General features: G+C 70.4%; 25 protein-coding genes. 20 read left to right on the plus strand and 5 right to left on the minus strand.

Annotated features, from left to right (window positions below; translation table 11 throughout):
- The first annotated feature begins 11 nt into the window (after positions 1 to 11).
- The 8 genes from nrdR to ACX9GQ_RS03475 all read left to right on the plus strand — a co-directional run bounded on the left by nrdR (position 12) and on the right by ACX9GQ_RS03475 (position 7,879).
- Positions 12 to 518, plus strand: a complete 507-nt coding sequence (nrdR, locus tag ACX9GQ_RS03440) for a transcriptional regulator NrdR (protein WP_459628140.1) — start codon at positions 12 to 14, stop codon at positions 516 to 518.
- A complete protein-coding gene (ribD, locus tag ACX9GQ_RS03445) occupies positions 518 to 1,678 on the plus strand; it encodes a bifunctional diaminohydroxyphosphoribosylaminopyrimidine deaminase/5-amino-6-(5-phosphoribosylamino)uracil reductase RibD (protein ID WP_459628141.1) in 1,161 nt (386 codons plus the stop codon). The genes nrdR and ribD overlap by 1 nt, the downstream gene beginning before the upstream one ends.
- The gene (locus ACX9GQ_RS03450) at positions 1,678 to 2,346 is read left to right on the plus strand and encodes a riboflavin synthase (RefSeq protein WP_459628142.1); all 669 of its coding nucleotides are present in this window, start codon (positions 1,678 to 1,680) and stop codon (positions 2,344 to 2,346) included. Before ribD ends, ACX9GQ_RS03450 begins: the two co-directional genes overlap by 1 nt.
- 13 nt (positions 2,347 to 2,359) lie before the next feature.
- Complete coding sequence (gene ribH, locus ACX9GQ_RS03455; protein WP_459628143.1) at positions 2,360 to 2,857, plus strand: 6,7-dimethyl-8-ribityllumazine synthase; 498 nt, start codon at positions 2,360 to 2,362, stop codon at positions 2,855 to 2,857.
- A gap of 2 nt (positions 2,858 to 2,859) precedes the next feature.
- Positions 2,860 to 3,327 carry a transcription antitermination factor NusB gene (gene nusB, locus ACX9GQ_RS03460; RefSeq protein WP_459628144.1) on the plus strand — a complete coding sequence of 156 codons (468 nt, stop codon included), beginning with the start codon at positions 2,860 to 2,862 and terminating at the stop codon, positions 3,325 to 3,327.
- 13 nt (positions 3,328 to 3,340) lie between these two features.
- Positions 3,341 to 4,342, plus strand: coding sequence for a thiamine-phosphate kinase (thiL, locus tag ACX9GQ_RS03465; RefSeq protein WP_459628145.1), 1,002 nt, complete (start codon positions 3,341 to 3,343; stop codon positions 4,340 to 4,342).
- A gap of 7 nt (positions 4,343 to 4,349) precedes the next feature.
- On the plus strand, positions 4,350 to 5,555 hold the full coding sequence (locus ACX9GQ_RS03470; protein WP_459628146.1) for an MFS transporter: 1,206 nt from the start codon (positions 4,350 to 4,352) through the stop codon (positions 5,553 to 5,555).
- Positions 5,556 to 5,728: 173 nt separating this feature from the next.
- Positions 5,729 to 7,879, plus strand: coding sequence for a sodium-translocating pyrophosphatase (locus ACX9GQ_RS03475; protein ID WP_459628147.1), 2,151 nt, complete (start codon positions 5,729 to 5,731; stop codon positions 7,877 to 7,879).
- Between the two features lie 122 nt (positions 7,880 to 8,001).
- Here the strand turns inward: ACX9GQ_RS03475 and ACX9GQ_RS03480 are convergent, their stop codons facing one another.
- Entirely contained in the window at positions 8,002 to 8,484 is a 483-nt protein-coding gene (locus tag ACX9GQ_RS03480; protein WP_459628148.1) for an outer membrane protein assembly factor BamE, read from the minus strand.
- A 217-nt stretch (positions 8,485 to 8,701) separates the two neighbouring features.
- Between ACX9GQ_RS03480 and ACX9GQ_RS03485 the strand changes: the two genes are divergently transcribed.
- The 6 genes from ACX9GQ_RS03485 (at position 8,702) to ACX9GQ_RS03510 (ending at position 12,969) form a co-directional block, all read left to right on the plus strand.
- The gene (locus ACX9GQ_RS03485) at positions 8,702 to 9,256 is read left to right on the plus strand and encodes a ubiquinol-cytochrome C chaperone family protein (protein ID WP_459628149.1); all 555 of its coding nucleotides are present in this window, start codon (positions 8,702 to 8,704) and stop codon (positions 9,254 to 9,256) included.
- On the plus strand, positions 9,253 to 9,780 hold the full coding sequence (locus ACX9GQ_RS03490) for a YceD family protein (protein ID WP_459628150.1): 528 nt from the start codon (positions 9,253 to 9,255) through the stop codon (positions 9,778 to 9,780). The genes ACX9GQ_RS03485 and ACX9GQ_RS03490 overlap by 4 nt, the downstream gene beginning before the upstream one ends.
- Before the next feature lie 124 nt (positions 9,781 to 9,904).
- Positions 9,905 to 10,966 (plus strand): phosphate acyltransferase PlsX, encoded by a 1,062-nt coding sequence (gene plsX, locus ACX9GQ_RS03495; RefSeq protein ID WP_459628151.1) that lies wholly within the window; start codon positions 9,905 to 9,907, stop codon positions 10,964 to 10,966.
- On the plus strand, positions 10,963 to 11,940 hold the full coding sequence (locus ACX9GQ_RS03500; protein WP_459628152.1) for a beta-ketoacyl-ACP synthase III: 978 nt from the start codon (positions 10,963 to 10,965) through the stop codon (positions 11,938 to 11,940). Before plsX ends, ACX9GQ_RS03500 begins: the two co-directional genes overlap by 4 nt.
- Before the next feature lie 146 nt (positions 11,941 to 12,086).
- A complete protein-coding gene (locus ACX9GQ_RS03505; protein ID WP_459628153.1) occupies positions 12,087 to 12,401 on the plus strand; it encodes an integration host factor subunit alpha in 315 nt (104 codons plus the stop codon).
- Positions 12,402 to 12,435: 34 nt separating this feature from the next.
- On the plus strand, positions 12,436 to 12,969 hold the full coding sequence (locus ACX9GQ_RS03510; RefSeq protein WP_459628154.1) for a MerR family transcriptional regulator: 534 nt from the start codon (positions 12,436 to 12,438) through the stop codon (positions 12,967 to 12,969).
- An 18-nt stretch (positions 12,970 to 12,987) separates the two neighbouring features.
- On the opposite strand, the gene acuI is transcribed toward ACX9GQ_RS03510, so the two are convergent.
- The 4 genes from acuI to ACX9GQ_RS03530 form a co-directional block, all read right to left on the minus strand.
- On the minus strand, positions 12,988 to 13,971 hold the full coding sequence (acuI, locus tag ACX9GQ_RS03515) for an acrylyl-CoA reductase (NADPH) (RefSeq protein ID WP_459628155.1): 984 nt from the start codon (positions 13,969 to 13,971) through the stop codon (positions 12,988 to 12,990).
- Between the two features lie 57 nt (positions 13,972 to 14,028).
- A complete protein-coding gene (locus ACX9GQ_RS03520; RefSeq protein ID WP_459628156.1) occupies positions 14,029 to 15,276 on the minus strand; it encodes an MFS transporter in 1,248 nt (415 codons plus the stop codon).
- A 102-nt stretch (positions 15,277 to 15,378) separates the two neighbouring features.
- Positions 15,379 to 15,876 (minus strand): PaaI family thioesterase, encoded by a 498-nt coding sequence (locus ACX9GQ_RS03525; protein ID WP_459628157.1) that lies wholly within the window; start codon positions 15,874 to 15,876, stop codon positions 15,379 to 15,381.
- Positions 15,873 to 16,331: a MarR family winged helix-turn-helix transcriptional regulator gene (locus tag ACX9GQ_RS03530; protein ID WP_459628158.1), complete on the minus strand. Its 459-nt coding sequence runs from the start codon at positions 16,329 to 16,331 to the stop codon at positions 15,873 to 15,875. Before ACX9GQ_RS03530 ends, ACX9GQ_RS03525 begins: the two co-directional genes overlap by 4 nt.
- Before the next feature lie 390 nt (positions 16,332 to 16,721).
- Between ACX9GQ_RS03530 and nadA the strand changes: the two genes are divergently transcribed.
- The 6 genes from nadA to ACX9GQ_RS03560 all read left to right on the plus strand — a co-directional run bounded on the left by nadA (position 16,722) and on the right by ACX9GQ_RS03560 (position 24,376).
- Entirely contained in the window at positions 16,722 to 17,756 is a 1,035-nt protein-coding gene (nadA, locus tag ACX9GQ_RS03535; RefSeq protein WP_459628159.1) for a quinolinate synthase NadA, read from the plus strand.
- Between the two features lie 82 nt (positions 17,757 to 17,838).
- Positions 17,839 to 19,431 (plus strand): L-aspartate oxidase, encoded by a 1,593-nt coding sequence (locus tag ACX9GQ_RS03540; protein ID WP_459628160.1) that lies wholly within the window; start codon positions 17,839 to 17,841, stop codon positions 19,429 to 19,431.
- Positions 19,432 to 19,441: 10 nt separating this feature from the next.
- Complete coding sequence (nadC, locus tag ACX9GQ_RS03545) at positions 19,442 to 20,323, plus strand: carboxylating nicotinate-nucleotide diphosphorylase (RefSeq protein WP_459628161.1); 882 nt, start codon at positions 19,442 to 19,444, stop codon at positions 20,321 to 20,323.
- Between the two features lie 180 nt (positions 20,324 to 20,503).
- Complete coding sequence (ppdK, locus tag ACX9GQ_RS03550; RefSeq protein ID WP_459628162.1) at positions 20,504 to 23,182, plus strand: pyruvate, phosphate dikinase; 2,679 nt, start codon at positions 20,504 to 20,506, stop codon at positions 23,180 to 23,182.
- Between the two features lie 89 nt (positions 23,183 to 23,271).
- Positions 23,272 to 23,541, plus strand: coding sequence for a hypothetical protein (locus tag ACX9GQ_RS03555; RefSeq protein ID WP_459628163.1), 270 nt, complete (start codon positions 23,272 to 23,274; stop codon positions 23,539 to 23,541).
- A 13-nt stretch (positions 23,542 to 23,554) separates the two neighbouring features.
- Positions 23,555 to 24,376, plus strand: a complete 822-nt coding sequence (locus tag ACX9GQ_RS03560; protein ID WP_459628164.1) for an alpha/beta fold hydrolase — start codon at positions 23,555 to 23,557, stop codon at positions 24,374 to 24,376.
- Positions 24,377 to 24,480 lie beyond the last annotated feature (104 nt).

Consider the following 24,480-nt stretch of genomic DNA (forward strand, 5'->3'; position numbering starts at 1 on the left):
GAGGGACGACGATGCGCTGCCCCTATTGCGGGTCCCTCGACACCCAGGTGAAGGACTCGCGCCCCACCGACGACCATTCCTCGATCCGCCGCCGCCGGGTGTGCCCGGACTGCGGCGGGCGGTTCACGACGTTCGAGCGGGTGCAGCTGCGCGAGCTCTACGTCGTCAAGCGGTCCGGCCGGCGCATCCCGTTCGACCGCGACAAGCTGGCCCGCTCCGTGGACGTGGCCTTGCGCAAGCGGCCGGTGGAGCCGGAGCGCGTCGAGCGGATGGTCAATGGCATTGTGCGCCAGCTCGAGAGCATGGGTGACGGCGACATCCCGAGCGCCACCATCGGGCAACTCGTCATGGAGGGGCTGAAGAACCTCGACGACGTGGCTTATGTCCGCTTCGCCTCGGTGTACCGCAACTTCCGCGAGGCGAAGGACTTCGAGGAGCTGATCGGCCAGCTGACCGCCGACGAGACGCCGGAGGCGGCGCCGGCCCGCGAGCGCGCTCCGGGCCGCGACGGCGGCTGATGGGCGGCCCCCGCGGCCCGGCCGGCGTGAGGCTATCGCCCGAGCGGCAGGCGCGGGTCGACGAGGCGATGATGGCGATGGCCCTCTCGCTGGCACGCCGCGGCCTCGGCAACACATGGCCCAACCCGGCGGTCGGCGCCGTCGTCTGGCACATGACCGAGAGCGGGCCGCGGATCGTCGGGCGAGGATTCACGCAGCCCGGAGGGCGCCCCCACGCCGAGACGGTGGCCCTCGCCCAGGCGGGGGAGCAGGCCCGCGGCGCCTCGATGGCGGTCACGCTCGAACCCTGCTCGCATCACGGCCGGACGCCGCCCTGCTGCGAGGCCGTGGTGGCGGCGGGCATCGCGCGGGTCGTGTCCGCCATCGAGGATCCCGACCCGCGCGTGAACGGGCGAGGGCATATCTTTCTGCGCGCGCAGGGCGTGGAGGTCACCGTCGGCACGCTGGCGCGCGAGGCCCGGCGGGTGAACCAGGGGTTCATCCGCAAGGTGGTGGACAACCGCCCGATGGTGACCGTGAAGCTCGCCCGGACGGCTGACGGCTTCGCCGCGGCGGCGGGCCCGGAGCGCCTGATGATCACGGGCAGGGCCGCCGCTGCGAAGGTCCACAAGATGCGGGCCCGTCACGATGCGATCATGGTCGGCATCGGGACCGTGCTCGCCGACGACCCGCTCCTGACATGCCGCATGACCGGGTTGTCGCACCGTTCGCCGGTGCGTGTCGTTCTCGACCCGTCGCTTCGCATCCGACCCGACGCCCGGATCGTGTCGGGCGAGGGCGGTCCGGCCACGTGGATCATCGCGGCCGACGACGCGCCGTGGGGCGTCGAGCAGGGGCTCGCGGCCTTCGGCGTCCCGGTCGACCGCGTCCGTCGCGCGCCGGGCGGCGTCGATCTCCGGGCGGCGCTCGCGGCGCTCGCCCGGCGTGGCATCACCCGCGTGTTCTGCGAGGGCGGGCCACGGCTCGCCGACGCGCTTGCCGCCGACGGCCTCGTGGACGATGTCGTGCTGCTCACCGGTCCCCGCCGGCTGGACGGTCCGGGCCTGCCCGCCGCAGGGCCGTCGCTGCAACGTCTGATGGACGACCGCGCCCAGTTCGAGGCGCTGCCGCCCCGTATGCTCGGGGGGGACGAGATGCGCTGCTTCAGGAGGATCATCTGATGTTCACCGGCATCGTCACCGACGTCGGCACGGTCGTTGCCGTCAACGACGTCCACGCCTCGCTGCGGCACCTGCGGATCGAGGCGTCCTACGATCCGGCGACGCTCGTTCTCGGTGCATCCATGGCGTGTTCCGGCCCCTGTCTCACCATCGTGGGTTTCGGCCCGCGCGAGGGCGGAGGCTGCTGGTTCGAGGTCGACGCGGCGGCCGAAACGCTCGCCCGCACCACCGTCGGCACCTGGCAGCCGGGCACGCGGGTGAACCTCGAGCGCCCGCTGCGCATCGGCGACGAGCTCGGCGGCCATCTCGTCTCCGGCCATGTCGATGCGGTGGCGACCATCGTCGCGCGCGACGACGTGACGGGGGAGGGGCCGTGGGGCGCGACGGCGCGGTTCACGATCCGGGTGCCGGGCGAACTCGCGCCGTTCATCGCGGAAAAGGGATCGGTCAGCCTCGATGGGACGTCGCTCACCGTGAACACCGTGGAACGCGATCTCTTCACGGTCTTTCTCATCCCGCACACCCTGTCCGCGACGACGTGGGGGACCGCCCGCACCGGCGACCGGATCAATCTCGAGGTCGACCAGATGGCCCGCTACGCCGCACGGCTTGCGGAAGCGCGCCAGCAGGGCTACTCACCCTTTTCACGCAGCGCTTCCGACGATTGAGACCGAGACACCGATGGCCGCACCCCGTTTCGCCAGGGCGACCCACGACGGCATCCCGACGCACGGGCGCGTCCTGGTCGTCGAGGCGCGCTTCTACGACGACATCGCTGACGAACTGCTGGCCGGCGCCAAGGCGGTCCTGGAGGCCGAGAAGGCGCATTTCGACGTCATCACGGTGCCCGGAGCGCTGGAAATTCCCGCCGCAGTGGCGATCGCGCTCGACGCGGCGGAGGCGCACGGCGAGCCCTACGACGCGGTCGTCACCCTGGGCTGCGTGATCCGCGGCGAGACGGGGCACTACGACATCGTCGCCGGGGAGAGCGCTCGGGCGCTCATGGACCTCGCCGTGGCGCGCCGGATGCCGCTCGGCAACGGCATCCTCACCGTCGACACCGAGGCGCAGGCCTGGGCGCGCGCCCGCGTCGGCGAGATGAACAAGGGCGGCGGCGCCGCGGAGGCGGCGCTGGCGGTGCTGCGCATCAAGCGCCGCGTCGCGGCCGGGAAGGTCTGAGCATGTCCAAACGCGAGAAGCGTGCCGCCGCGAGGCTCGCGGCGGTGCAGGCGCTTTACGAGATGGAGATCTCCGGCAAGCCCGTGAACGAGGCGATGGCGGAGTTCGAGGCCCATTGGATCGGCCGCGAGATCGATGGGGTCGCGTTCAAGGAGGCGGATGCGCCGTTCTTCCGCGATCTCGTCGGCGGCGTGGTGCAGGAGCAGGTCCTCATCGACCGCCGGGTCGACGAGGCGCTGGCCAAGGGCTGGCCGCTGAAGCGCATCGAGGCGGTGCTGCGCGCCATCCTGCGCTGTGGCGGCTACGAACTGCTGCGCCGGGCCGACGTCCCCGCCCGGGTCGTGATTACCGAGTACGTCGACGTGACGCACGCATTCTATGCCGGCGAGGAGCCGGGAATGGTCAACGCCGTGCTCGACTCGATCGCCCGCGAGGCCCGTGCGGCCGAGCTGGGGCCCCGCGCCGGCTGACGCGGGACGCGCGATGGCCCGGGCCTCGTCCGCATCGCCCTCCCGCCCCTCCGAGGACGACCTCATCGCGCGCCACTTCGCGCCTCTGGCGGGCCCCGCGGGGCTCGGCCTGCGCGACGATGCCGCGTGCCTCGCCATGGAGGCAGGGCACGATCTGGTGCTCACGGCCGACGCCGTCGTGGCGGGGGTGCACTTCTTTCCGGACGACCCTGCCGATGCGATCGGGTGGAAGGCGCTGGCCGTGAACCTCTCGGACCTCGCGGCGAAGGGAGCCGACCCGGTCGGCTTCCTCCTGACGCTGGCGCTCCCTCCGGACTGGGACGACCCCTGGCTGGCGGCTTTTTCGGCGGGGCTGGGCGCCTGTGCCCGCGCCGGCGGCTGCCCTCTGCTCGGGGGCGATACCGTCAAGACGCCGGGCCCGCTGACGCTCTCGATCACGGCGCTCGGTCGGGTGCCGGCAGGGCGCATGGTACCGCGGACCGGCGCGCGGCCGGGGGATCGGCTCGTCGTCACCGGCACGATCGGCGATGCCGCGCTCGGCCTGAAGCTGCGGCTGGAGCCCGGCCTCGGCTGGGCGACGGGCGACCACCGCGCTCACCTGCTCGACCGCTATCTTCGGCCGCAACCCCGCCATGCGCTTGCCGCGGCGCTGCGGACCCATGCAACGGCCGGTATGGACGTCTCGGATGGCCTGGTCGGCGATCTCACCAAGATGATGCGCGTGTCCGGGACGTCGGCCACGGTGCATCTGGAACGCGTTCCCCTCTCGCCCGCGGCGCTTGCGGCCGTTTCCGTCGAGCCCAAGCTGCTGGAAGCCGCCGTGACAGGCGGTGACGACTACGAGGTCCTGGCCGCGGTGCCTCCCGCGGCAATGGCGGACCTCATGGCGGAAGCCGGCAGGCAGGGGGTGCGGCTGGCGGAGATCGGGACGGTGACACCGCTTGCCGAGGAGATGAATTTTCTCCACAAGGGGCGGCGCGTGGCCTTCGCCACCGGATCGTTCACCCACTTCTGAGGCGGCCGTGACGCAGACTTTCGATGGCGGCGACCGCCTCGCCCGGCGTAATGCCCTGATCCTCGCCATCGCGGGGGCTCTCGCAGGCGCCAACTCCACGGTGATCTTCGCCACCGGCGCTATCATGGGCGTCCAGCTGGCACCGGACCCGTCGCTGGCGACGCTGCCGATCTCCATCTTCGTCGTCGGCATGGCGGCGGCGACCCTGCCGACCGGTCGCATCTCCCGGCTCTACGGCCGCCGCACCGCCTTCATGCTAGGCACCGGCTGCGGGATGATGATGGGGCTGCTGGCGGGGCTGGCCGTGATCGGCGCCTCGTTCTGGCTGTTCTGCCTCGCGACCTTCTTCGGCGGCTGCTACGCCGCGGTGACCCAGTCCTACCGCTTCGCTGCGGCGGACACGGCCAGCGAAAGCTTCAAGCCCAAGGCGATCTCGTGGGTCATGGCGGGCGGCGTCGTCGCCGGCGTCGTGGGGCCGCAACTCGTCCAGCACACGATGGATGCCTGGCCGCCCTATACGTTCGCGGTCAGCTACGCGACCCAGGCCGTCGTCGCCCTCGTCGCCATGGCGATCGTGGCTCAGGTGAAGATCCCGCTGCCTCCCGAGCCCAAGGTGGGGGAAGGGCGGCCGCTGCGCGATATCGCCCTGCAGCCGCGATTCGTGTCCGCGGTGATCTGCGGCGTCGTCAGCTACGGGCTGATGAACCTGGTCATGACCTCGGCGCCGCTCGCGATGAAGATGTGCGGACACGCGATCAGCGACTCAAACCTCGCCATCCAGTGGCACGTGATCGCCATGTATGCCCCGGGCTTCTTCACCGGCTCGCTCATCGCGCGCTATGGGGCGCCAGCGGTGATCGCGGCGGGGCTTGCGCTGCTCGCGGCGGCGGGCGTCGTCGACATGGCCGGGACGACCGTGTCGCACTTCTGGATCGGACTGATCCTGCTCGGCGTCGGCTGGAACTTCGGCTTCGTCGGCGCCTCGGCGCTCGTGGCGCAGATGGCGGCGCCCTCGGAGCGCAACCGCGTGCAGGCCCTCAACGATTTCCTGATCTTCGGCACGATGGCGATCGGCTCGTTCTCGTCCGGCCAGATCCTGGCCCACTACGGCTGGTGGACGGTCAACGAGGTGGTGTTCCCGTTCGTCGCCATCGCCGCGGGTGCTCTTTTCTGGCACAGACGGCACGTCCGGCGCATGGCAGCTGCCGAATAACGTCCTGTCGGCGCGTTTTTCTCGGGCTTTTGGTCGAAGTCCCTACGGTTCCGTTTGCGTCCGCCGCCCAAGTTTGGCACTCCTGTGGCGCCTCTGAAGAGGGCGGGTACGAAACGAGTGGCGCGGGACCGCCGGGGGGCGGTCTCGATGCAGAACTGGGTTAGGGACGGAACATGATCTGGCTGATTATTCTCGGGGGGCTGCTCTCGGTCGCCTATGGCGCGTGGGCGATTGCCGACGTCAACAGTCGTGACGCGGGCACCCAGCGCATGCAGGAGATCGCGGCGGCGATCGCGGAGGGCGCACAGGCCTACCTCCGCCGTCAGTACACCACCATCGCCGGCGTGGGTGTCGTCCTCTTCGTCGTCATCGGCCTGCTGCTCGGCTGGGCCGTGGCCGTCGGCTTCCTGATCGGCGCCGTGCTGTCGGGCGCCGCGGGCTTCATCGGCATGAACGTTTCGGTGCGCGCCAACGTCCGCACCGCGCAGGCGGCCTCGCAGTCGCTGGCGGGCGGCCTCGACGTCGCCTTCAAGGCGGGCGCCGTGACCGGCATGCTGGTGGCGGGTCTCGCGCTCCTCGGCGTCGCCGTCTACTACTGGGTCCTCACCGGCCCGATGGGCCTGCAGCCCGCGAGCCGCGGCGTCATCGACGCGCTGGTCGCGCTCGGCTTCGGCGCCTCGCTGATCTCCATCTTCGCGCGTCTGGGCGGCGGCATCTTCACGAAGGGCGCCGACGTCGGCGCCGACCTCGTGGGCAAGGTCGAGGCCGGCATCCCCGAGGACGATCCGCGCAACCCGGCCACGATCGCCGACAACGTCGGCGACAACGTCGGCGACTGCGCCGGCATGGCGGCCGACCTGTTCGAGACCTACGCGGTGACCGTGGTCGCCACGATGGTGCTCGCGGCAATCTTCTTCGGCGGGCAGGCGGTCCTCGCCTCGACGATGCTCTATCCGCTCGCCATCTGCTCGGCCTGCATCCTGACCTCGATCGTCGGCACCTTCTTCGTGAAGCTGGGCGCCAACAACTCGATCATGGGCGCGCTGTACAAGGGCCTGTGGGCCACCTCGATCCTGTCCGTCGTCGGCCTCGGCCTCGCGACCTGGGCCACGGTCGGCTTCGGCACCATCGGCACGGTGGCCGGCCAGACGATCACCGGATCGGCTCTGTTCATCTGCGGCATCATCGGCCTCGTCGTGACGGGCCTGATCGTGTGGATCACCGAGTACTACACCGGCACGGGCAAGCGCCCGGTGGTCTCGATCGCCCAGGCGTCGGTCACCGGCCACGGCACCAACGTCATCCAGGGCCTCGCCGTCTCCCTCGAGTCGACGGCTCTGCCGGCGCTCGTCATCGTCGGCGGCATCCTGGCTACCTACCAGCTGGCCGGTCTCTTCGGCACCGCGATCGCCGTGACGTCGATGCTCGGCATCGCCGGCATGATCGTGGCGCTCGACGCCTTCGGCCCTGTCACCGACAACGCCGGCGGCATCGCCGAGATGTCGGGCCTGCCGAAGGAGGTCCGCCACTCGACCGACGCGCTCGACGCGGTCGGCAACACGACCAAGGCGGTGACCAAGGGCTACGCCATCGGTTCGGCCGGCCTCGGCGCCCTCGTGCTCTTCGCGGCCTACAGCTACGACCTGCAGTACTTCGCCACCGAGGCGAACAAGGCTGGCTCGACGCTCTATCCCTACTTCAAGGGCATGGGCACCGTGTCGTTCGACCTCTCCAACCCCTATGTCGTCGCCGGCCTGATCTTCGGCGGCCTCATTCCGTACCTCTTCGGCGGCATCGCCATGACGGCCGTGGGCCGTGCGGCTGGGTCGGTGGTGATGGAGGTTCGCCGGCAGTTCAAGGAAATGCCCGGCATCATGGAGGGCAAGCAGCGTCCGGACTACGGCCGGGCGGTCGACATGCTGACCCGCGCGGCGATCAAGGAGATGATCATCCCGTCGCTGCTGCCGGTTCTCGCCCCGATCGTCGCCTACTTCGGCGTGCTGCTGATCTCGGGCTCGAAGGCCTCCGCCTTCGCCGCGCTCGGCGCCTCGCTGCTCGGCGTGATCGTCAACGGCCTGTTCGTCGCCATCTCGATGACCTCGGGCGGCGGCGCGTGGGACAACGCGAAGAAGTCCTTCGAGGACGGCTTCGTCGACCGTGACGGCGTGAAGCACTACAAGGGCTCGGAGGCCCACAAGGCCTCCGTCACGGGCGACACCGTCGGCGACCCCTACAAGGACACCGCCGGCCCCGCCGTGAACCCGGCGATCAAGATCACGAACATCGTGGCCCTGCTGCTGCTCGCCGTGCTCGCGCACTCCTGAGCCGCTGCCACGCAGCCTTCAAACGAAGAGCCCCGCGGCGATGCCGCGGGGCTCTTTCTTTATATTGATGTCGGACGCCGGGGTCCGTTCCGGTCGGCGACGGCCCCAGCCGCCCTTCGGCGTCAGCTGCTGCCGAGGCCGGTGGCGTTCAGCATCTGCTTGAGCAGGGACAGCTCGGAGCCGCCCGTCGGGGTGGTGCGGCTGATGAAGTCGAACACCACGCCGTCCTGCAGGCCGTAGCTGGCGACGCGCTCGACCTTCATGTTCTTGTCGAAGTTCACCGCCATGACGCGCTGGTCGACGACCTGCGGGTTCTGGAACTTGAAGCGCTGCGACTTGATCTGGGTGATGTAGTACCAGGTCTGGTTGCCGACCGTGGACACGGTCGAGGGCGTGCCCATCGTCGACAGCACCTTCTCGGCCGGCGTGCCGGGCTTCAGTTCGCCCAGCGCGCGCTCGTCGGCGATGTAGCCGCTGACGATCGGCTCCGTCTGGCAGGCCGCGACCGCGAGCCCGGCGGCGACCGCCGCGGCGAGCCGCAGGGCCACCGCGCGGCCTGCGCCGGACCTGCGAATCCAGCGGCGGGTGCGGTCGGTCGGCGTCATGCGCGGTACTCCCTCGGCGTGGCTCCGGATTCGCGCGGTGGCGGGTTTCCGGATGGCGATCTCATCGAGTCGGAACGGGATTTTCCTTGCCCGGCCCACGGCGGATGCCGTAACCCGCCACCATGGCAAATGCAAGAATGGCGGGACCGGGCGCCTTGCCGCGTCGTGTCCGCCGCCGCTGGCGCGGCGGGCGGCCGCCCCTATATCAGGCGGCATCATGATCCTCGGTCTTTTCCGCCGCCGCGACCCCAACGCCGCCATCGTCGACGCGCTGTATCTCGCGCTGTCGGACGCCGCCCGCCGTCCCGCCTTCTACGCCCGCCTCGGCGTGCCCGACTCGGTGGAGGGGCGCTTCGACCTGCTCACCCTGCACGCGGTCCTGCTGCTGCGGCGCCTCAAGGCGTTGCCGCCGCCCGCTGGAGACCTTGCGCAGGATCTCGTCGACGCCATCTTCAAGCACTTCGACGCCGCGCTTCGTGAACTCGGGGTCGGCGACATCGTCGTCCCCAAGCGGATGAAGACGCTGGCCGGCGCGTTCTACGGGCGCGGCAAGGCCTACGAGGATGCGCTCGTCGCCGGCGACGATGCGGCCTTGCAGGAGGCGCTGTCGCGCAACCTCTACAATGGTCGTCCCGACCCTGCCGACGCACCGCGCCTGATGGCCGCCTATGTCCGGGACGCCGCCGCGGCGCTGGACATGGCCTCGTTCGACGATCTCGTCGCCGCCCGCCTGCCGTTTCCGCCGCCGCCCGTGCAGGAGGACGTGCCGTGACCGCATCCACGCCGCTCAGCCGGCCGCTCGTCGTCGATTCCATTCCGGCGGCGGGGCTCGACGTCTCGGTGGAGGCGAGCCCCGACGAGCGGGCCGCCCTGGCGCGTGACTTCGGGCTGGTGTCCATCGAGCGCCTTGCGGCAAGGCTCCATGTCGACCGCCGTGGGCGCGTCGTGCGGGTCACGGGAGACGTGGAGGCGGACGTGACGCAGACCTGCGTCGTCTCGCTGGAGCCGTTCCCGGCCCAGGTGCGGGAGGCCATCGACCTCCGGTTCCGCGAAACGGAAGGCATCGAGGACGAAGCGGCCGGGGAGGGCGGCGAGCACGAGGTGAAGCTCGACGATCCCGATCCGATCGTCGGCGGGCGCATCGACCTCGGCGAGGTGACCGCCGAGTTCGTGGCCCTGGGGCTCGATCCGTATCCCCGCAAGCCGGGTGTCGCCTTCGCGTGGACGGGGGAAGGGGACGGGGATCCCTCGCCGTTCGCGGCGCTCGCGCGGCTGAAGAAGGACGGTGACGCGTGACGGAGGGCCACTCGGGCCCCTGAATCCTGTTGCCTCGCCCGGCGCCTGAGCTATTGTCCGCGCTCCGCGGCGGGGCTCGGTTCCGGCCCGCCCACACGCTCGCCGAAGGCCCGAATCGCTGCCCATGACACGACCGGTGAGGATAGCGCTGGACGCCATGGGGGGAGACCACGGCCCGTCGGTCGTCATCCCCGGCGCGGCCCTCGCGCTGGAGCGGCATCCGGACAGCACGTTCCTCGTGTTCGGAAACGAGGCCCAGTGCCTCCCGCTTCTCGAGCAGCACCCCCGCTTGAAGGGCGTCACGACCTTCCATCACACCGAGGTCGCCGTCCGGATGGACGACAAGCCGAGCCAGGCGCTGCGGCAAGGCCGCCGGGTGTCGTCGATGTGGCGCAGCATCGAGGCGGTGAAGCGCGGCGAGGCAGACGTCGCCGTCTCCGCCGGCAACACCGGCGCCCTCATGGCCATGGCGAAGTTCTGCCTTCGCACCATGGCGCATGTCGACCGCCCGGCCATCGCCGCGATCTGGCCGACGACGCGGGGCGAGAGCATCGTCCTCGACGTCGGCGCCACCATCGGCGCGGACGCGCGCCACCTCGTCGACCTCGCCATCATGGGCTCGGCGATGGCGCGGATCGTCTTCGACATCGATCGGCCCACGGTCGGCCTGCTCAATGTCGGCGTCGAGGAGATCAAGGGCGTCGAGGAGGTGAAGACGGCGGGGCGGATGCTGCGCGAGCAGGAGTTCGCGCACCTGAGCTATGCCGGGTTCGTCGAGGGCGACGACATCGGCAAGGGCACCGTGGACGTGGTCGTCACCGAGGGGTTTGCCGGCAACATCGCGCTCAAGACCGCCGAGGGCACCGCCAAGCAGATCGCGGCCTACCTGCGGGCTGCCATGGGCCGTACGCTGATGGCCAAGATCGGCTATCTCCTCGCCAAGGGCGCCTTCGACGCCCTGCGGGACAAGATGGATCCGCGCAAGGTCAATGGCGGCGTTTTCCTCGGCCTCGACGGCATCGTCATCAAGAGCCACGGCGGCACGGACCCGACCGGCTTCGCCGCTGCCGTCGACCTCGGCTACGACATGGTGAAGCACGACCTTCTGGCGAAGATCCGCGACAGCCTCGACGCCAGTTTCCCCAGCGCGGTGCCGGCGCCGCCGGGAGAGGAGACCTCCGCGTGACGCTTCTCAGATCGGTTGTGATCGGGTGTGGGCACTCGTTGCCCGAGCGCCGGATGACCAACCAGGACCTCGCCAAGACCATCGACACCAGCGACGACTGGATCGTCGAGCGGACAGGCATCCGCGAGCGGCGCATCGCAGGGGAGGGCGAGACCACATCCGTGCTGGCGACTCGCGCCGCGCGTGCGGCCCTCGACGAGGCGGGCGTCGATGCGTCCACCGTCGACCTCGTCATCGTCGCAACGGCCACGCCCGATCTCACCTTCCCGGCGACGGCGACGCAGGTGCAGGCGGCGCTCGGCATCACCCGCGGGGCGGCGTTCGACCTGCAGGCGGTGTGCTCCGGCTTCGTCTATGCCTTGACCACCGCCGACAAGTTCCTGACGTCCGGGTCGCACAAGCGCGCCCTCGTGATCGGCGCGGAAACCTTTTCCCGCATCCTCGACTGGTCCGACCGCACCACCTGCGTGCTCTTCGGCGACGGCGCCGGCGCCGTCGTGCTCGACGCCCAGCCGGGACGCGGCACCATCGCCGACCGCGGCGTGCTGAGCACGCACCTGCGGGCCGACGGCCGCCACGTCGACAAGCTCTACGTGGACGGCGGCCCGTCCTCGACCAGGACCACCGGCCATCTGCGGATGGAAGGGCGCGAGGTGTTCCGCTACGCGGTCACGTTCCTCGCGGAGGTCATCGAGGACGCGTTCGCCGCCACGGGCCTGAAGGCGACCGACATCGACTGGTTCGTCCCCCACCAGGCGAACCGCCGCATCATCGAGGCCACCGCGAAGAAACTCGGCATCGATCCCGCGCGGGTCGTGATGACGGTCGGCGAGCACGGGAACACGTCTGCGGCGTCGATTCCGCTGGCTTTGTCTGCGGCCTGCGCTGACGGGCGCATCCGCAAGGGACAGCTGGTGCTGATCGAGGCGATGGGTGGCGGCTTCACGTGGGGGTCGGCGCTCATCCGGTGGTGAACCGGAGGCATCGTCGGGTCGACGAAGGCCTGCAGGGGCGTTGACCGGCTGCGCGTGGCGGAATAGCGTTTGTATCCTACTGAAATCCCGCGTTCTTTTTTGCGGGATGATCGGTTGCGGTCAGGGCGGCGGCTTTTGGGGGGCCTATGGCGGACAAGACCATCACTCGCGCGGAGCTGAGCGAGGCGGTGTACCAGCGAGTGGGTCTGTCGCGGACGGAGTCCGCGGCCCTGGTCGAACTGGTGCTCAAGGAGCTTTCCGACTGCTTGGCCAAGGGCGAGACGGTGAAGCTGTCGTCGTTCGGATCGTTCGTCGTGCGGTCCAAGGGCGAGCGCGTCGGCCGCAATCCCAAGACGGGCGTGGAAGTCCCGATTGAACCCAGGCGGGTGATGGTGTTCAAGCCATCCAATATCCTGAAGGCACGAATCAACGGTCTGGACGCCGCCGACGTGGAGGATTGATCCCGGCGCGTCCGCACCCCCACGGAGGGTCGGCATGGACAAGAGCCCGGACGCCTTTCGGACCATCAGCGAGGTCGCCGAGGATCTCGACCTTCCCCAGCACGTCCTCCGCTTCTGGGAGACGCGCTTCACCCAGATCCGGCCGCTGAAGCGTGGCGGCGGGCGCCGGTACTACCGTCCCGACGACGTCGACCTGCTGCGCGGCATCCGGCACCTGCTCTACGGGCAGGGCTACACCATCCGTGGCGTCCAGCGCATCCTGAAGGAACAGGGCGTGCGCTCGGTGCAGGCCTATGGCCGCGGCGAGATCGTCGCGCCGTCGCCGCCGCGCGACGCGGTCGGCTCGCGGGAGGAGGATGCGGCCGCCGCGGCCGCGTTCGAGCGCACGGGGTTCGACGAGGAGCCCGCGCTGCCGCTCGAGGTCCCCTCGGCGGAGCGCCCCTCCGGCTACGGTCTCAGCGAGGCGGAGATCGGGCGTCTCGAGGCGGCGCTCGCTGACCTGGTGGAGTGCCGGCGCATCCTGCAGGGCCTGCGCGGCACGGCCGGCATCGAGGACGAGGCGGCCTGAGCCGCCGCCCGCCGCCGCTCAGCCGACCTCGACCACCACACGCCCACGGATCTCGCCGGCCAGGATGCGCGGCGCCGTGGCGAGCACGTCGTCCAGACCGATCGTGGTGGTCATCGCGGCCAGCTTGCCGCGGTCGAGGTCCTTCGCGACCAGGGCCCAGGCCTCGAGCCGACGCGCCATCGGCGCCATCACGCTGTCGATGCCGAGCAGGGAGACCCCGCGCAGGATGAACGGGGCGACCGAGGACGGCAGGTCCATCCCCTGGGCCAGTCCGCATGCGGCGACCGCCCCGCCGTAGCGGGTCATGGACAGGACATTGGCGAGCGTGTGCGAGCCGACCGCGTCGACACCGGCGATCCAGCGCTCCTTGTTCAGGGGGCGGGCGGGGCCGGACAACTCGGCGCGATCGATGATCTCAGCGGCGCCGAGGCCGCGCAGGTAGTCAGCCTCGGCGGCGCGGCCGGTCGAGGCGATGACGTGCCAGCCGCGGGCCGCGAGCAGGGCGATGGCGACGGAGCCGACACCGCCGGCGGCGCCTGTCACCACGACGGGGCCCTGCGCGGGCGTGACCCCCGCCCGATCCAGCGCCAGCACGCTGAGAGCCGCGGTATATCCGGCGGTGCCCACAGCCATCGCCTCGGCGGCGGAGAGGCCGGCGGGCAGCGGCACGAGCCAGTCGCCCTTGACGCGGGCCCGCTGGCCGTAGCCGCCCCAGTGCGTCTCGCCGACGCCCCAGCCGTTCAGGACCACGGCGTCGCCGGCCTTCCAGGCCGGATGGGTGGAGCTTTCGACGACGCCGGCGAAATCGATGCCCGGAACCATGGGAAAGCGGCGGACGACGGGCGCCTTGCCCGTGATGGCGAGGCCGTCCTTGTAGTTCACCGTCGAGTGCGTGACCCGCACCGTGACGTCGCCGTCCATCAGCTCGGCGTCGTCCACCTCGCGCAGCGCCGCGCCGTAGCCGGCGTCGGTCTTGGTCACCACGATCGCCCTGAAGCCCATGATCGCCTCCCGTCCAGAGCCGGCGTTGTCGCCGATCCCGACGCAGTGGGCAAGACGTCAGGCGGCGGCCGGCTGAGCCCGCACCACAGGGACCTCGCGGATCGGCAGGTTGATCAGGGCAGAAGCGACCCCGAGCGCCGCGGCCAGCCACCAGACGACGAGGTAGGACCCCGACTGCTCGTAGAGGAGGCCGCCGAGGAAGACGCCGAGGAAGCCGCCCAGCTGATGGGAGAAGAAGGCGAAACCGTAGAGCATCGCGAGGTAGCGCGTGCCGAACATGGTGACCACGAGGCTCGACGTCGGCGGAATGGTCGACAGCCAGAGAAGGCCCATGGCGACGCCGAAGGCGATGGCGGTGGCCGGTGACGGCGGCAGAAGGATGAAGACGACGACGGCCACCGAGCGGCCGAAATAGATGGCCGACAGGATCCACCGGCGCGGCATGCGGTTGCTCAGCCAACCGGAGGCGATGGAGCCGACCGCGTTGGCGAGGCCGATCACCGCCAGCGTCCAGCCGCCGACCCAGGCCGGCATGCCGATGTCCTTCAGGTAGGCCGGCATGTGGGCGGTGATGAAGGCGAGCTGGAAGCCGCAGGTGAAGAAGCCGATGACGAGGAGGACGTAGCTGCGATGCCGGAACGCCTCGCCGAGGGCCTGTGCGATCGTCTGCTTCGGGGCCGATGCCGCGGCAGCGTTCGCACCGCCCGTCCCGCGGGTGGCGAGCGTCAGCGAGAGCGGGACGACGAGCAGCAGCGTCGCGGCGAAGACGAGGCTCGTCTCCTGCCAGCCGATCCGCTCGATGAGGAGGCTGCCGATGGGCGGGAAGAGGAACTGGCCGAGGGATCCCGCCGCCGTGCCCATGCCGAAGGACAGGCTCCGCCACTCCTCGGGCAGAAGCTTTCCGAACGCGGCCAGCACGAGGTTGAACGAGCATCCGGCGAGGCCGAAACCGACCAGCACGCCGGCGCCCAGGGTCATCAGCCCAGGAGTCGAGGCATAGGCCATCAGCGCCTGTCCCGCGGCGTAGAGAATGGCGCCCAGCGTGAGCATGCGCACCGTGCCGAACCGGTCGGCCATGGCGCCGGCAAAGGGCTGACCCACGCCCCAGAGCAGGTTCTGCACGGCGATGGCCAGCGAGAACACCTCGCGGCTCCAGCCGAACTCGGTCGACATGGGGATCTGGAAGAGCCCGACGGCGGCGCGTGGACCGAAGGTGATGAGGCCGGCGAGGCAGCCGCACAGCAGGATCACTTCGGGCGAGAAACGCGTGGCGCGGGAGGCGGCGGGCACGGAAGGCGTCGACATGGGGGACCTTGCAGGCGGGACGGATTGCGATCCTAGCAGGCGGCGCCGAACGGGATCAGCGCAACTTGCTGATGGGAGTGATGCGAAAAACGAATTCCAGCGTCAGGTCTTCGCCTGCGCCGCCATGATGAGGCAGGTGCTCGTGGCATGCGCCACCAGCCTGTCCCTCGCGTCGAGAAGCCGCGCCTCCGACGTGGCGATGCGGCCGCCGTGGTGGACGATCCGCGCCTCGGCCCGGACGGGTCCGGTGCCGGCGAGCAGGGGGCGGACGAAGTTCACCTTGAGGTCCACCGTCGTGTAGGCCTGCCCCGGCTCGAGCATGCTGTGCACGGCGCAGCCCAGCGCCGAGTCCAGGATCGTGCTGATCCAGCCGCCGTGGACGGTGCCGAGCGGATTGTAGAAGGCCTCGGCCGGCTCGCCCTCGAAGACGATGCGCCGCTTCTCCACCTCGGTGGCGCGGAACCCTCCGGTGACGCAGATCGGCGGCGCCGGGAGTTCGCCATCGAGCATGCCGCGAAGGAAGTCCAGTCCGCTGCGGCTGGTGAGTTCGGCCATCGGGACGACGCCGACCCGGATCGGAGCGGGTGCGCTGGGGGTCATGGAGCGGGCTCCTTGCTGCGAGTGGCTGTGTCGTCGCGATGGGACAGGTCGTCGGCCGCGCGGCGAAGCCGGGAGAGGCTGCGGCCGATGTCGCCGGCATCGGGAAGCGCCGCGGCGAAATCGTCCTGTGCCTTGCGCCAGAGGGGCAGGGCCTCGGCCAGCGCGGCGGCTCCCGCGGGCGTCAACCGGAAGCGCTTGGCCCGGCTGCCGCCCGCGGCGTCGCATTCGGCCACGAGGCCGTCCCGGGACAGGATGTCGAGGTTGCGCAGGAGCGTCGTGCGCTCCATCGCGAGGTCATCGGACAGGGCACGGAGACTGGACCAGCGGTCGAGCCGGATCGCCGCCAGCAGCGAGAGTTGCAGCACAGACCGGCCCGATGGCCGCAGAACGGCGTTGTAATGCCGTGTCACGGCCCGGGCGGCCATGTTCACCATGCGCGCGAAGCAGCGGGGCATGTCCGACGGCAGGTCGGCAGGCCAGGGCGGCTGTTCAGGGGAAGGTCGGGTCCAATTGGGCATGTGCAGATACACGTTGAACCTGACGTGCATCTACACCATCTGCAGGTCGGCCGCCAAGAGGTCGGGGAGGTCGCGGCGACGGCGCGGGGCTGGGTCGCGTGAGGCGCAGGGCAGGGAGCCCGACCTTTTCGCAGGGCGCCTCTTTTCAGAGCGGAGTGGGAACACTATAATCCTTATGCTCAAAGTGAGCATAAACCATCCGGCCGGTTTGCCCCGTCCGGATCTTCTCGTACCCCTCTTATGCTCAAAATGAGCATTATGGAGGTCCCGATGCCGGGTCTTTCGGTTTCTGGTTCCAACGCTGCCGTTTCGTCTCCGGTTCCCGCGATGACGCCGGCGCAGCTGCGCTACGGTCTGCTTCCCCGGCCGTCCCTGGAGTGGACGCCCGAGGTGGAGCGAGCCACCGCGCACCTGTACGAGAAGGTGAAGACGGTCATCCCGGCCGTCGAGTGGCCGTTCTTCGCGCCTTACGTGAAGGCGATCAACGAGCTCAAGGCGCAGCGTGGCGCCGTGATCCTGGCGCACAACTACCAGACGCCGGAGATCTTCCACTGCGTCGCCGACGTGGTGGGCGACAGCCTTCAACTCGCGCGCCTCGCCACGAGGACCGACGCGGACATCATCGTCCAGTGCGGCGTGCACTTCATGGCCGAGACCTCGAAGCTGCTCAACCCGGACAAGACGGTCCTGATCCCCGACAGCCGCGCCGGCTGCTCGCTCGCCGCCTCGATCACGGGGGCCGACGTGCGCCTGCTGAAGCAGCGCTACCCGGGCGTCCCGGTCGTCACCTACGTCAACTCGTCCGCGGACGTGAAGGCGGAGACGGACATCTGCTGCACCTCCTCCAATGCGGTGAAGGTGGTGGAGAGCCTCGGCGTCGACCGCGTGATCTTCCTGCCCGACGAGTATCTCGGGAAGTACGTCGCGACTCAGACGAAGGTGAAGCTGATCCTCTGGAAGGGGCACTGCGAGGTGCATGAGCGCTTCACCGGCGCCGAGCTCAAGGCCTACCGTGACGCCGAGCCGGGCATCCAGATCATCGCGCACCCCGAGTGCCCGCCCGACGTGCTGGCCGAGGCGGACTTCACGGGCTCGACCGCGCACATGATCGACTGGGTGAAGACGCGCCAGCCGCGCCGCGTGGTGATGGTCACCGAGTGCTCGATGGCCGACAATGTCGCGGCCGAGGCCCCAAACGTCGAGTTCGTGCGCCCGTGCAACCTGTGCCCGCACATGAAGCGGATCACGCTGCCGAAGATCCTCGACAGCCTCCTGAACATGAAGGAGGAGGTCCTGATCGACCCGGCGATCGCCGAGCGGGCCCGCCTGCCCATCGAGCGGATGATCGCCCTCAAGGCGTGATCCTGCGGCCCGACGGGCCGCAGCGCAGGCCCGTGCCGGATGGCCCGGCACGGGTTCCTCTCAGCGGAGGGAGGATCGCGCCATGCGTTCTTCCGAGACCCACACGCCCGTTCTCGTCGTCGGCGGCGGGCTGGCCGGCCTGTTCTGCGCGCTGAAGCTGGCGCCGCGGCCCGTGACGGTGCTTGCCGCCGCGCCGATCGGCGAGGGGGCCTCCTCTGCGTGGGCGCAGGGCGGCATCGCGGCGGCCATCTCGGAGGGTGACAGCCCCGAGAAGCACACCGCCGACACGGTGGTGGCCGGGGCCGGCATCGTCGACGAGGCGGTCGTGCTCGGCATGGCGCGCGAGGCGGCGGCGCGGGTCGATGACCTGCTGGGCTTCGGTGTTCCCTTCGACAAGGACCTCGAGGGCCATCTCGTCCAGTCGCGCGAGGCCGCGCATTCCGAGCGGCGCATCGTGCGCGTGCGCGGCGACATGGCCGGCCGCGCCATCATGGAGGCGCTGGTCGCCGCCGTCAGGCGGACAGCGTCGATCACCGTGCTCGAGGACGAGGTCGCCGAGCGCCTTGCTGTCGTCGAGGGCCGTGTCGTCGGCGTCGTTGTGCGCGGCGAGGCCGGCAGGGCGGCATCGACGCGGGTGCTTCCCGCGTCCGCGGTCGTGCTCGCCACCGGCGGGGTCGGCCATCTCTACGCGGTCACCACCAACCCGCCACAGGCGAACGGTCACGGCGTCGCGCTGGCGGCCGAGGCGGGCGCCATCATCGCCGACGCGGAGTTCGTGCAGTTCCACCCGACGGCGCTCGATGTCGGCCGCGATCCGGCGCCGCTCGCCACCGAGGCGCTGCGCGGCGACGGCGCGACGCTGGTCGACCGCGAGGGCCGCCGCTTCATGGTGCCGCTTCACCCCGATGCGGAGCTCGCGCCGCGCGACATCGTCGCCCGCGGCGTGTTCGCCGCCGTCGCCGACGGCCGCGGCGCGTTCCTCGACTGCCGCGAGGCCGTGGGCGAGGAATTCGCGGAGCGCTTTCCGACCGTCTATGCGGCGTGCCGCGCTGCCGGCATCGACCCGGCACACGAGCCGATCCCCGTGGCGCCGGCCGAGCACTATCACATGGGCGGCGTCTGGACGGACGCGCGCGGGCGCACCACGGTCTCCGGGTTGTGGGCGGCGGGCGAGGTCGCCTCGACCGGCGTGCACGGCGCCAACCGGCTGGCGTCCAACTCGCTGCTGGAGGCGGTGGTCTTCGCGGCGCGGATCGCCGACGACATTGCGACGACACCCCTGCCGGTTCCGCCGAAGTCCGAGACTCTTCAGGGCTTTGCGGTGATCGGCTCGGGATCCGATTCAGCCGACGCGGACGCCGTGCGCCGCCTGCGCTCCGTCATGTCCGGCAAGGTCGGCGTGATCCGGGACGGCGAAGGCCTCGCCGAGGCGTGCCGGGAGATCGCGACCATCAGGGGCGCCGCCACCGCGCCCGGGTTGCGGAACATGGCGACGACCGCGCTCGTCATTGCCGCCGCGGCGCTCGTGCGGCGGGAGAGCCGGGGCGGGCACTACCGCTCCGACTATCCCGCGGCCGACCCGGCGCAGGCGCGCCGGTCGCGGCTGACGCTGGCCGACGTCGAGCGGATCGTCGAGGGGCTCTCGCCGCCGCTGCGGCGGGCGAACGGCTGCTGAGGACGCGGACATGGCGCAGGGCACCGAGGGCCGCACGACGGCCGGCTTCATCAATCCGCTGCTGATCGGGGAGGCGGTCCGCCGCGCGCTCGACGAGGACCTCGGGCGCGCCGGCGACATCACGACGCTGGCGACCATTCCCGCGTCCGCCACGGCCGAGGCGGTGATCGCCACGCGCAAGCCCGGTGTCGTGGCGGGCCTCCCGGTCGCGGCGGCCGCCTTCGCGGCCTTCGACCCCACGGTGCGTTTCGATCCGGACAGGACCGACGGGGACCGGCTCGCCCCCGGCGACGTCGTCGCCCGGATTTCGGGGCCGGCGCGGTCGGTCCTGTCGGCGGAGCGCGTTGCGCTCAACTTCCTGGGGCGAATGTCCGGCATCGCCACCCTGACCCATGCCTTCGCGCAGGCCGTGGCCCACACGAACGCCCGCATCGTCTGCACCCGCAAGACGACGCCGACGCTGCGCGCCTTCGAGAAGTACGCCGTGCGCTGCGGCGGCGGGTCGAACCACCGCTACGGCCTCGACGACGCCGTTTTGATCAAGGACAACCACATCGCGGTGGCGGGCGGGATCGGCCCGGCGCTGCGGGCGGCCAAGGGCGCGGTCGGCCACCTCGTGAAGATCGAGATCGAGGTCGACACGCTGGACCAGCTCGACGAGGTTCTCGCCGAGGGGGCCGACGTCGTCCTGCTCGACAACATGGGGCCGGACCTGCTGCGCGAGGCGGTGCGGCGGGTTGCGGGCCGAATGGCCACCGAAGCCTCGGGAGGCGTGAACCTCCAGACGGTCGCCGCCATCGCCGAGACGGGCGTCGACATGATCTCCGTGGGGGCGCTGACGCACTCGGCGCCGGTGCTGGACCTCGGTCTCGACGTCGACATCCGCCGCTGACGCCCCATTTGTGCCGGAACCCGGACCGTATGGTGGTCGTTCCCGGGCCGGCGGCGCTCGAGCCGCGCATTTTTGGCAGAACCAAGGCCCCAGTCCCGTCGATTTGGCCAATTGCCTTTTGCTTCGCCGTAGGCAATGGGAGGCCACGCTGGCGCGACAACTCAGGATGAGGACGTGCGGATGACGAAGTGGGTCTACACCTTCGGCGACGGATCGGCGGAAGGCCAGGCGGGAATGCGCGAGCTTCTCGGCGGCAAGGGCGCCAATCTGGCCGAGATGAGCAATCTGGGCCTGCCCGTCCCCCCCGGCTTCACCATTTCGACCGAAGTCTGCACCTTCTACTACGCGAACGGCCAGACCTATCCGGCCGATCTCGCCGCGCAGGTGGAGGCGGCGCTGGGCCATGTCGGCCGGCTGGCCGGCAAGACCTTCGGCGATCCCGCCAACCCGCTGCTCGTGTCCGTGCGCTCCGGCGCCCGCGCCTCGATGCCGGGCATGATGGACACGGTCCTCAACCTCGGCCTGAACGACGTCACGGTCGAGGCGCTGGCGACCGGTGCCGGCGATGCCCGCTTCGCCTACGACAGCTACCGCCGCTTCATCCAGATGTACTCGGACGTCGTGCTCGGCGTGGAGCACCACCACTTCGAGGACATTCTGGAGGAATACAAGGAGCGCAAGGGCTACGCGCTCGACACCGACCTCTCCGCCGACGACTGGAAGCACCTCGTCGGCAAGTACAAGGCGACGGTGCAGCAGGAGCTCGGCAAGCCGTTCCCGCAGGATCCCAAGGACCAGCTCTGGGGCGCCATCGGCGCCGTGTTCGGCTCCTGGAACAGCAACCGCGCCATCAAGTACCGCGAGCTGAACGGCATTCCCGGCAGCTGGGGGACGGCGGTCAACGTGCAGGCCATGGTGTTCGGCAACCTGGGCGAGACCTCCGCCACGGGCGTCGCCTTCACCCGCAACCCGTCCACCGGCGCCAAGGAGCTCTATGGCGAGTTCCTGATCAACGCCCAGGGCGAGGACGTCGTCGCCGGCATCCGCACGCCGCAGGACATCACGGAGGTCGCCCGCATCGCGGCCGGATCGAACCGGCCGTCGCTCGAGAAGGCGATGCCGGAGGCTTATGCCGAGTTCATCCGCATCTGCGGCCTCCTCGAAAAGCACTACCGCGACGTGCAGGACGTCGAGTTCACCATCGAGCGCGGCAAGCTGTGGATGCTGCAGACCCGCAACGGCAAGCGGACCGCCAAGGCGGCGCTGCGCATCGCGGTAGACCTCGCCAACGAAGGCCTGATCACGCGGCAGGAGGCCGTCGGCCGCATCGAGCCGGCGTCCCTCGACCAGCTGCTGCACCCCACCATCGACCCGAAGGCCGAGCGGCGCGTCATTGCCACGGGCCTGCCTGCGTCCCCGGGCGCGGCGGGCGGCGAGGTCGTGTTCGACAGCGACGAGGCCGAGGCGGCGAAGGCCGCCGGCAGGAAGGTCATCCTCGTGCGCATCGAGACGAGCCCCGAGGACATCCACGGCATGCACGCGGCCGAGGGCATCCTGACGACGCGCGGCGGCATGACCTCGCACGCAGCAGTGGTCGCCCGCGGCATGGGCAAGCCCTGCGTGTCCGGTGCCGGGGGCCTGCGGGTCGATTACGCCACGCAGACCCTCACCGCGGCCGGCGTCACCGTGAAGAAGGGCGAGTGGATCACCATCGACGGCGGCACCGGGCAGGTGCTGCTCGGCGAGGTGAAGATGCTCGAGCCCGAGCTCTCCGGCGAGTTCGCCGCCCTGATGGAGTGGGCCGACGCGGCCCGGCGCATGAAGGTGCGCACCAATGCCGAGACGCCGCTCGACGCGCGGACCGCGCGCCAGTTCGGCGCCGAGGGCATCGGGCTTTGCCGCACCGAGCACATGTTCTTCGAAGGCGACCGCATCGTCGCCATGCGCGAGATGATCCTGGCCGACGATGAGGCCGGGCGCCGCGCCGCGCTCGCCAAGCTCCTGCCGATCCAGCGCGGCGACTTCGTCGAGCTGTTCACGATCATGAGCGGGCTGCCGGTCACGATCCGCCTGCTCGACCCGCCGCTGCACGAGTTCCTGCCGCACACGGACGAGGAAATCGCCGAGGTCGCGGCCGCGATGGGCGCGTCGGCCGAGAAGCTCAAGCGCCGGGCCTCCGAGTTGCACGAGTTCAACCCGATGCTCGGCTTCCGCGGCTGCCGCCTCGCGGTCGCCTATCCGGAGATCGCCGAGATGCAGGCGCGCGCCATCTTCGAGGCGGCCGTGCAGGCGGCGAAGGCCACGGGCAAACCGGTGATCCCGGAGGTCATGGTGCCTCTCGTCATGACCAAGCCGGAGCTCGACCTCGTGAAGGGCCGCATCGTCGCCATGGCCGAGGCGGTCGGCAAGGAGACGGGGCACGCGCTGGAGTACCAGGTCGGCACGATGATCGAGCTGCCGCGCGCCGCGCTGCGCGCCGCGGAGATCGCGCAGTCGGCGGAGTTCTTCTCGTTCGGCACGAACGACCTCACGCAGACGACGCTCGGCATCTCGCGCGACGACGCGGCCTCGTTCCTTGGCCCCTACACGGGCAAGGGCATCCTCCCGGCCGATCCCTTCGTCACGCTCGACGTCGAGGGCGTGGGCGAACTGGTGCGGATGGCGGCGGAGCGGGGCAAGGCGACCCGCCCCGACATCAAGCTCGGCATCTGCGGCGAGCATGGCGGTGATCCGGCCTCCATCGCCTTCTGCGAGAGCGCGGGCCTCGACTACGTGTCCTGCTCGCCTTACCGCGTGCCGATTGCGCGCCTTGCGGCCGCGCAGGCGGCGCTCGGGTTGAAGGCCGCCAGCTCCGCCTGAGGCGCTGAGACGCCTCCGACGCGGGATCGCACTGGACCTTGGCTGCGGCTGCTGTCTAATCACGGCAGCCGGAGCAGGAGAGGGTGCGGATGCCGCGTCTTTGGATCGTCTTCATCGCGGTGACCGTGTTGTCGGGGGCCGTCTCGGCCCTGATCACGGCCCGCTACCCCGCCGTCGAGACGTTCATGGTGCCGCCGTTCTGGTGGCCGCTGTTCGTTGCGCTGGTGCTCGAGATCTTCATGCGACCGAAGATCATCAACGGCGAACTGCCAGAGACGCCGATGGGCGTGCGCGCGTCTGCCGTGATCGGCGGCGCGCTGCTCTACCAGGCGATCCGCTTCATGATGCCGGCGGCCTGAGCGGGAGGGACGGATGAGCTTGGCAGTGAGGCGCGGGCGCGTCGAGAGGCCCGGGACGGCGATCTTCTACGAGGTGACGGGACAGGGCCCGCCCGTGATGTTCGCGCACGGGCTCGGCGGCAACCACCTCTCGTGGTGGCAGCAGGTGGCGGCGCTGCGCGGCCGCTACACCTGCATCGCCTTCGCGCACCGGGGCTTCAACCCGAGCCTGCCGGTCGCCGGCGGTCCCGACCCGCACGATTTCGCCGACGACGTCGCGGCACTGGCCGACGCGCTGTCTCTCGACCGCTTCGCCTTCGTCGGACAGTCCATGGGCGGATGGACGGGCATCGAGTTCGCCCTGAAGCATCCCGGCCGCCTGACGACGCTCGTGCTCTCAGCCACCTCCGGCATGATCGATCCACGCTCGCCGGCGGAAGTCGACCACGCGCGCCTCGACCGCTGGGAGGCCGAATCCACCGCCGCGGCGCGGGCCTGCATCGAGGCCGGCATTCACGTCGCCTGCGGCGCCCGGATGGCACGCGAGCAGCCGGCGATGCACCTTCTCTACCAGCAGGTGGACGGGCTGAGCCTCGGGCTCGACAAGGAACTGCTGCGCGCGCGCCTGTGGGAAAGCCGGACGCGCCCCGCCACCGACCTCGCCCGGATAGGCTGCCCGATCCTCTGGGTCACGGGCGACGAGGACATCGTGTTCCCTTCGCCGGCGGTTCCCGCCCTCATGCGCCACTGTCGGGACGCCACGCACCTCGCGCTGCCTGATACGGGACACTCCGGCTATTTCGAGCGACCGGCCGCCGTCAATGCGGCGCTCGAAGGGGTCCTGTCCCGCGGCTGAACACACGCCGCGGCAGCCCATTAACCGCGGCTCAACCTTACCGAGCGATAACGAGTTCAGGTGGTTTTCGACGCATCTCCGTCTCGCCACCGGTCGTCGCGGTC

Source organism: Alsobacter sp. R-9, assembly GCF_054612375.1.

Excerpts from the sequence above, each read along its gene's own strand:
- ACX9GQ_RS03485 (WP_459628149.1), top strand. The coding sequence starts at position 8,702 with ATGATCCTCGGTCTTTTCCGCCGCCGCGACCCCAACGCCGCCATCGTC.
- ACX9GQ_RS03560 (WP_459628164.1), top strand. The coding sequence starts at position 23,555 with ATGAGCTTGGCAGTGAGGCGCGGGCGCGTCGAGAGGCCCGGGACGGCG.
- ACX9GQ_RS03510 (WP_459628154.1), top strand. The coding sequence starts at position 12,436 with ATGGACAAGAGCCCGGACGCCTTTCGGACCATCAGCGAGGTCGCCGAG.
- ACX9GQ_RS03555 (WP_459628163.1), top strand. The coding sequence starts at position 23,272 with ATGCCGCGTCTTTGGATCGTCTTCATCGCGGTGACCGTGTTGTCGGGG.
- acuI (WP_459628155.1), bottom strand. The coding sequence starts at position 13,971 with ATGGGCTTCAGGGCGATCGTGGTGACCAAGACCGACGCCGGCTACGGC.
- nrdR (WP_459628140.1), top strand. The coding sequence starts at position 12 with ATGCGCTGCCCCTATTGCGGGTCCCTCGACACCCAGGTGAAGGACTCG.
- nadC (WP_459628161.1), top strand. The coding sequence starts at position 19,442 with ATGGCGCAGGGCACCGAGGGCCGCACGACGGCCGGCTTCATCAATCCG.
- ACX9GQ_RS03450 (WP_459628142.1), top strand. The coding sequence starts at position 1,678 with ATGTTCACCGGCATCGTCACCGACGTCGGCACGGTCGTTGCCGTCAAC.
- ACX9GQ_RS03540 (WP_459628160.1), top strand. The coding sequence starts at position 17,839 with ATGCGTTCTTCCGAGACCCACACGCCCGTTCTCGTCGTCGGCGGCGGG.
- ACX9GQ_RS03475 (WP_459628147.1), top strand. The coding sequence starts at position 5,729 with ATGATCTGGCTGATTATTCTCGGGGGGCTGCTCTCGGTCGCCTATGGC.
- ribD (WP_459628141.1), top strand. The coding sequence starts at position 518 with ATGGGCGGCCCCCGCGGCCCGGCCGGCGTGAGGCTATCGCCCGAGCGG.
- ACX9GQ_RS03480 (WP_459628148.1), bottom strand. The coding sequence starts at position 8,484 with ATGACGCCGACCGACCGCACCCGCCGCTGGATTCGCAGGTCCGGCGCA.
- nadA (WP_459628159.1), top strand. The coding sequence starts at position 16,722 with ATGACGCCGGCGCAGCTGCGCTACGGTCTGCTTCCCCGGCCGTCCCTG.
- ACX9GQ_RS03505 (WP_459628153.1), top strand. The coding sequence starts at position 12,087 with ATGGCGGACAAGACCATCACTCGCGCGGAGCTGAGCGAGGCGGTGTAC.
- ribH (WP_459628143.1), top strand. The coding sequence starts at position 2,360 with ATGGCCGCACCCCGTTTCGCCAGGGCGACCCACGACGGCATCCCGACG.
- ppdK (WP_459628162.1), top strand. The coding sequence starts at position 20,504 with ATGACGAAGTGGGTCTACACCTTCGGCGACGGATCGGCGGAAGGCCAG.
- ACX9GQ_RS03520 (WP_459628156.1), bottom strand. The coding sequence starts at position 15,276 with ATGTCGACGCCTTCCGTGCCCGCCGCCTCCCGCGCCACGCGTTTCTCG.
- thiL (WP_459628145.1), top strand. The coding sequence starts at position 3,341 with ATGGCCCGGGCCTCGTCCGCATCGCCCTCCCGCCCCTCCGAGGACGAC.
- nusB (WP_459628144.1), top strand. The coding sequence starts at position 2,860 with ATGTCCAAACGCGAGAAGCGTGCCGCCGCGAGGCTCGCGGCGGTGCAG.
- plsX (WP_459628151.1), top strand. The coding sequence starts at position 9,905 with ATGACACGACCGGTGAGGATAGCGCTGGACGCCATGGGGGGAGACCAC.
- ACX9GQ_RS03530 (WP_459628158.1), bottom strand. The coding sequence starts at position 16,331 with ATGCCCCGCTGCTTCGCGCGCATGGTGAACATGGCCGCCCGGGCCGTG.
- ACX9GQ_RS03525 (WP_459628157.1), bottom strand. The coding sequence starts at position 15,876 with ATGACCCCCAGCGCACCCGCTCCGATCCGGGTCGGCGTCGTCCCGATG.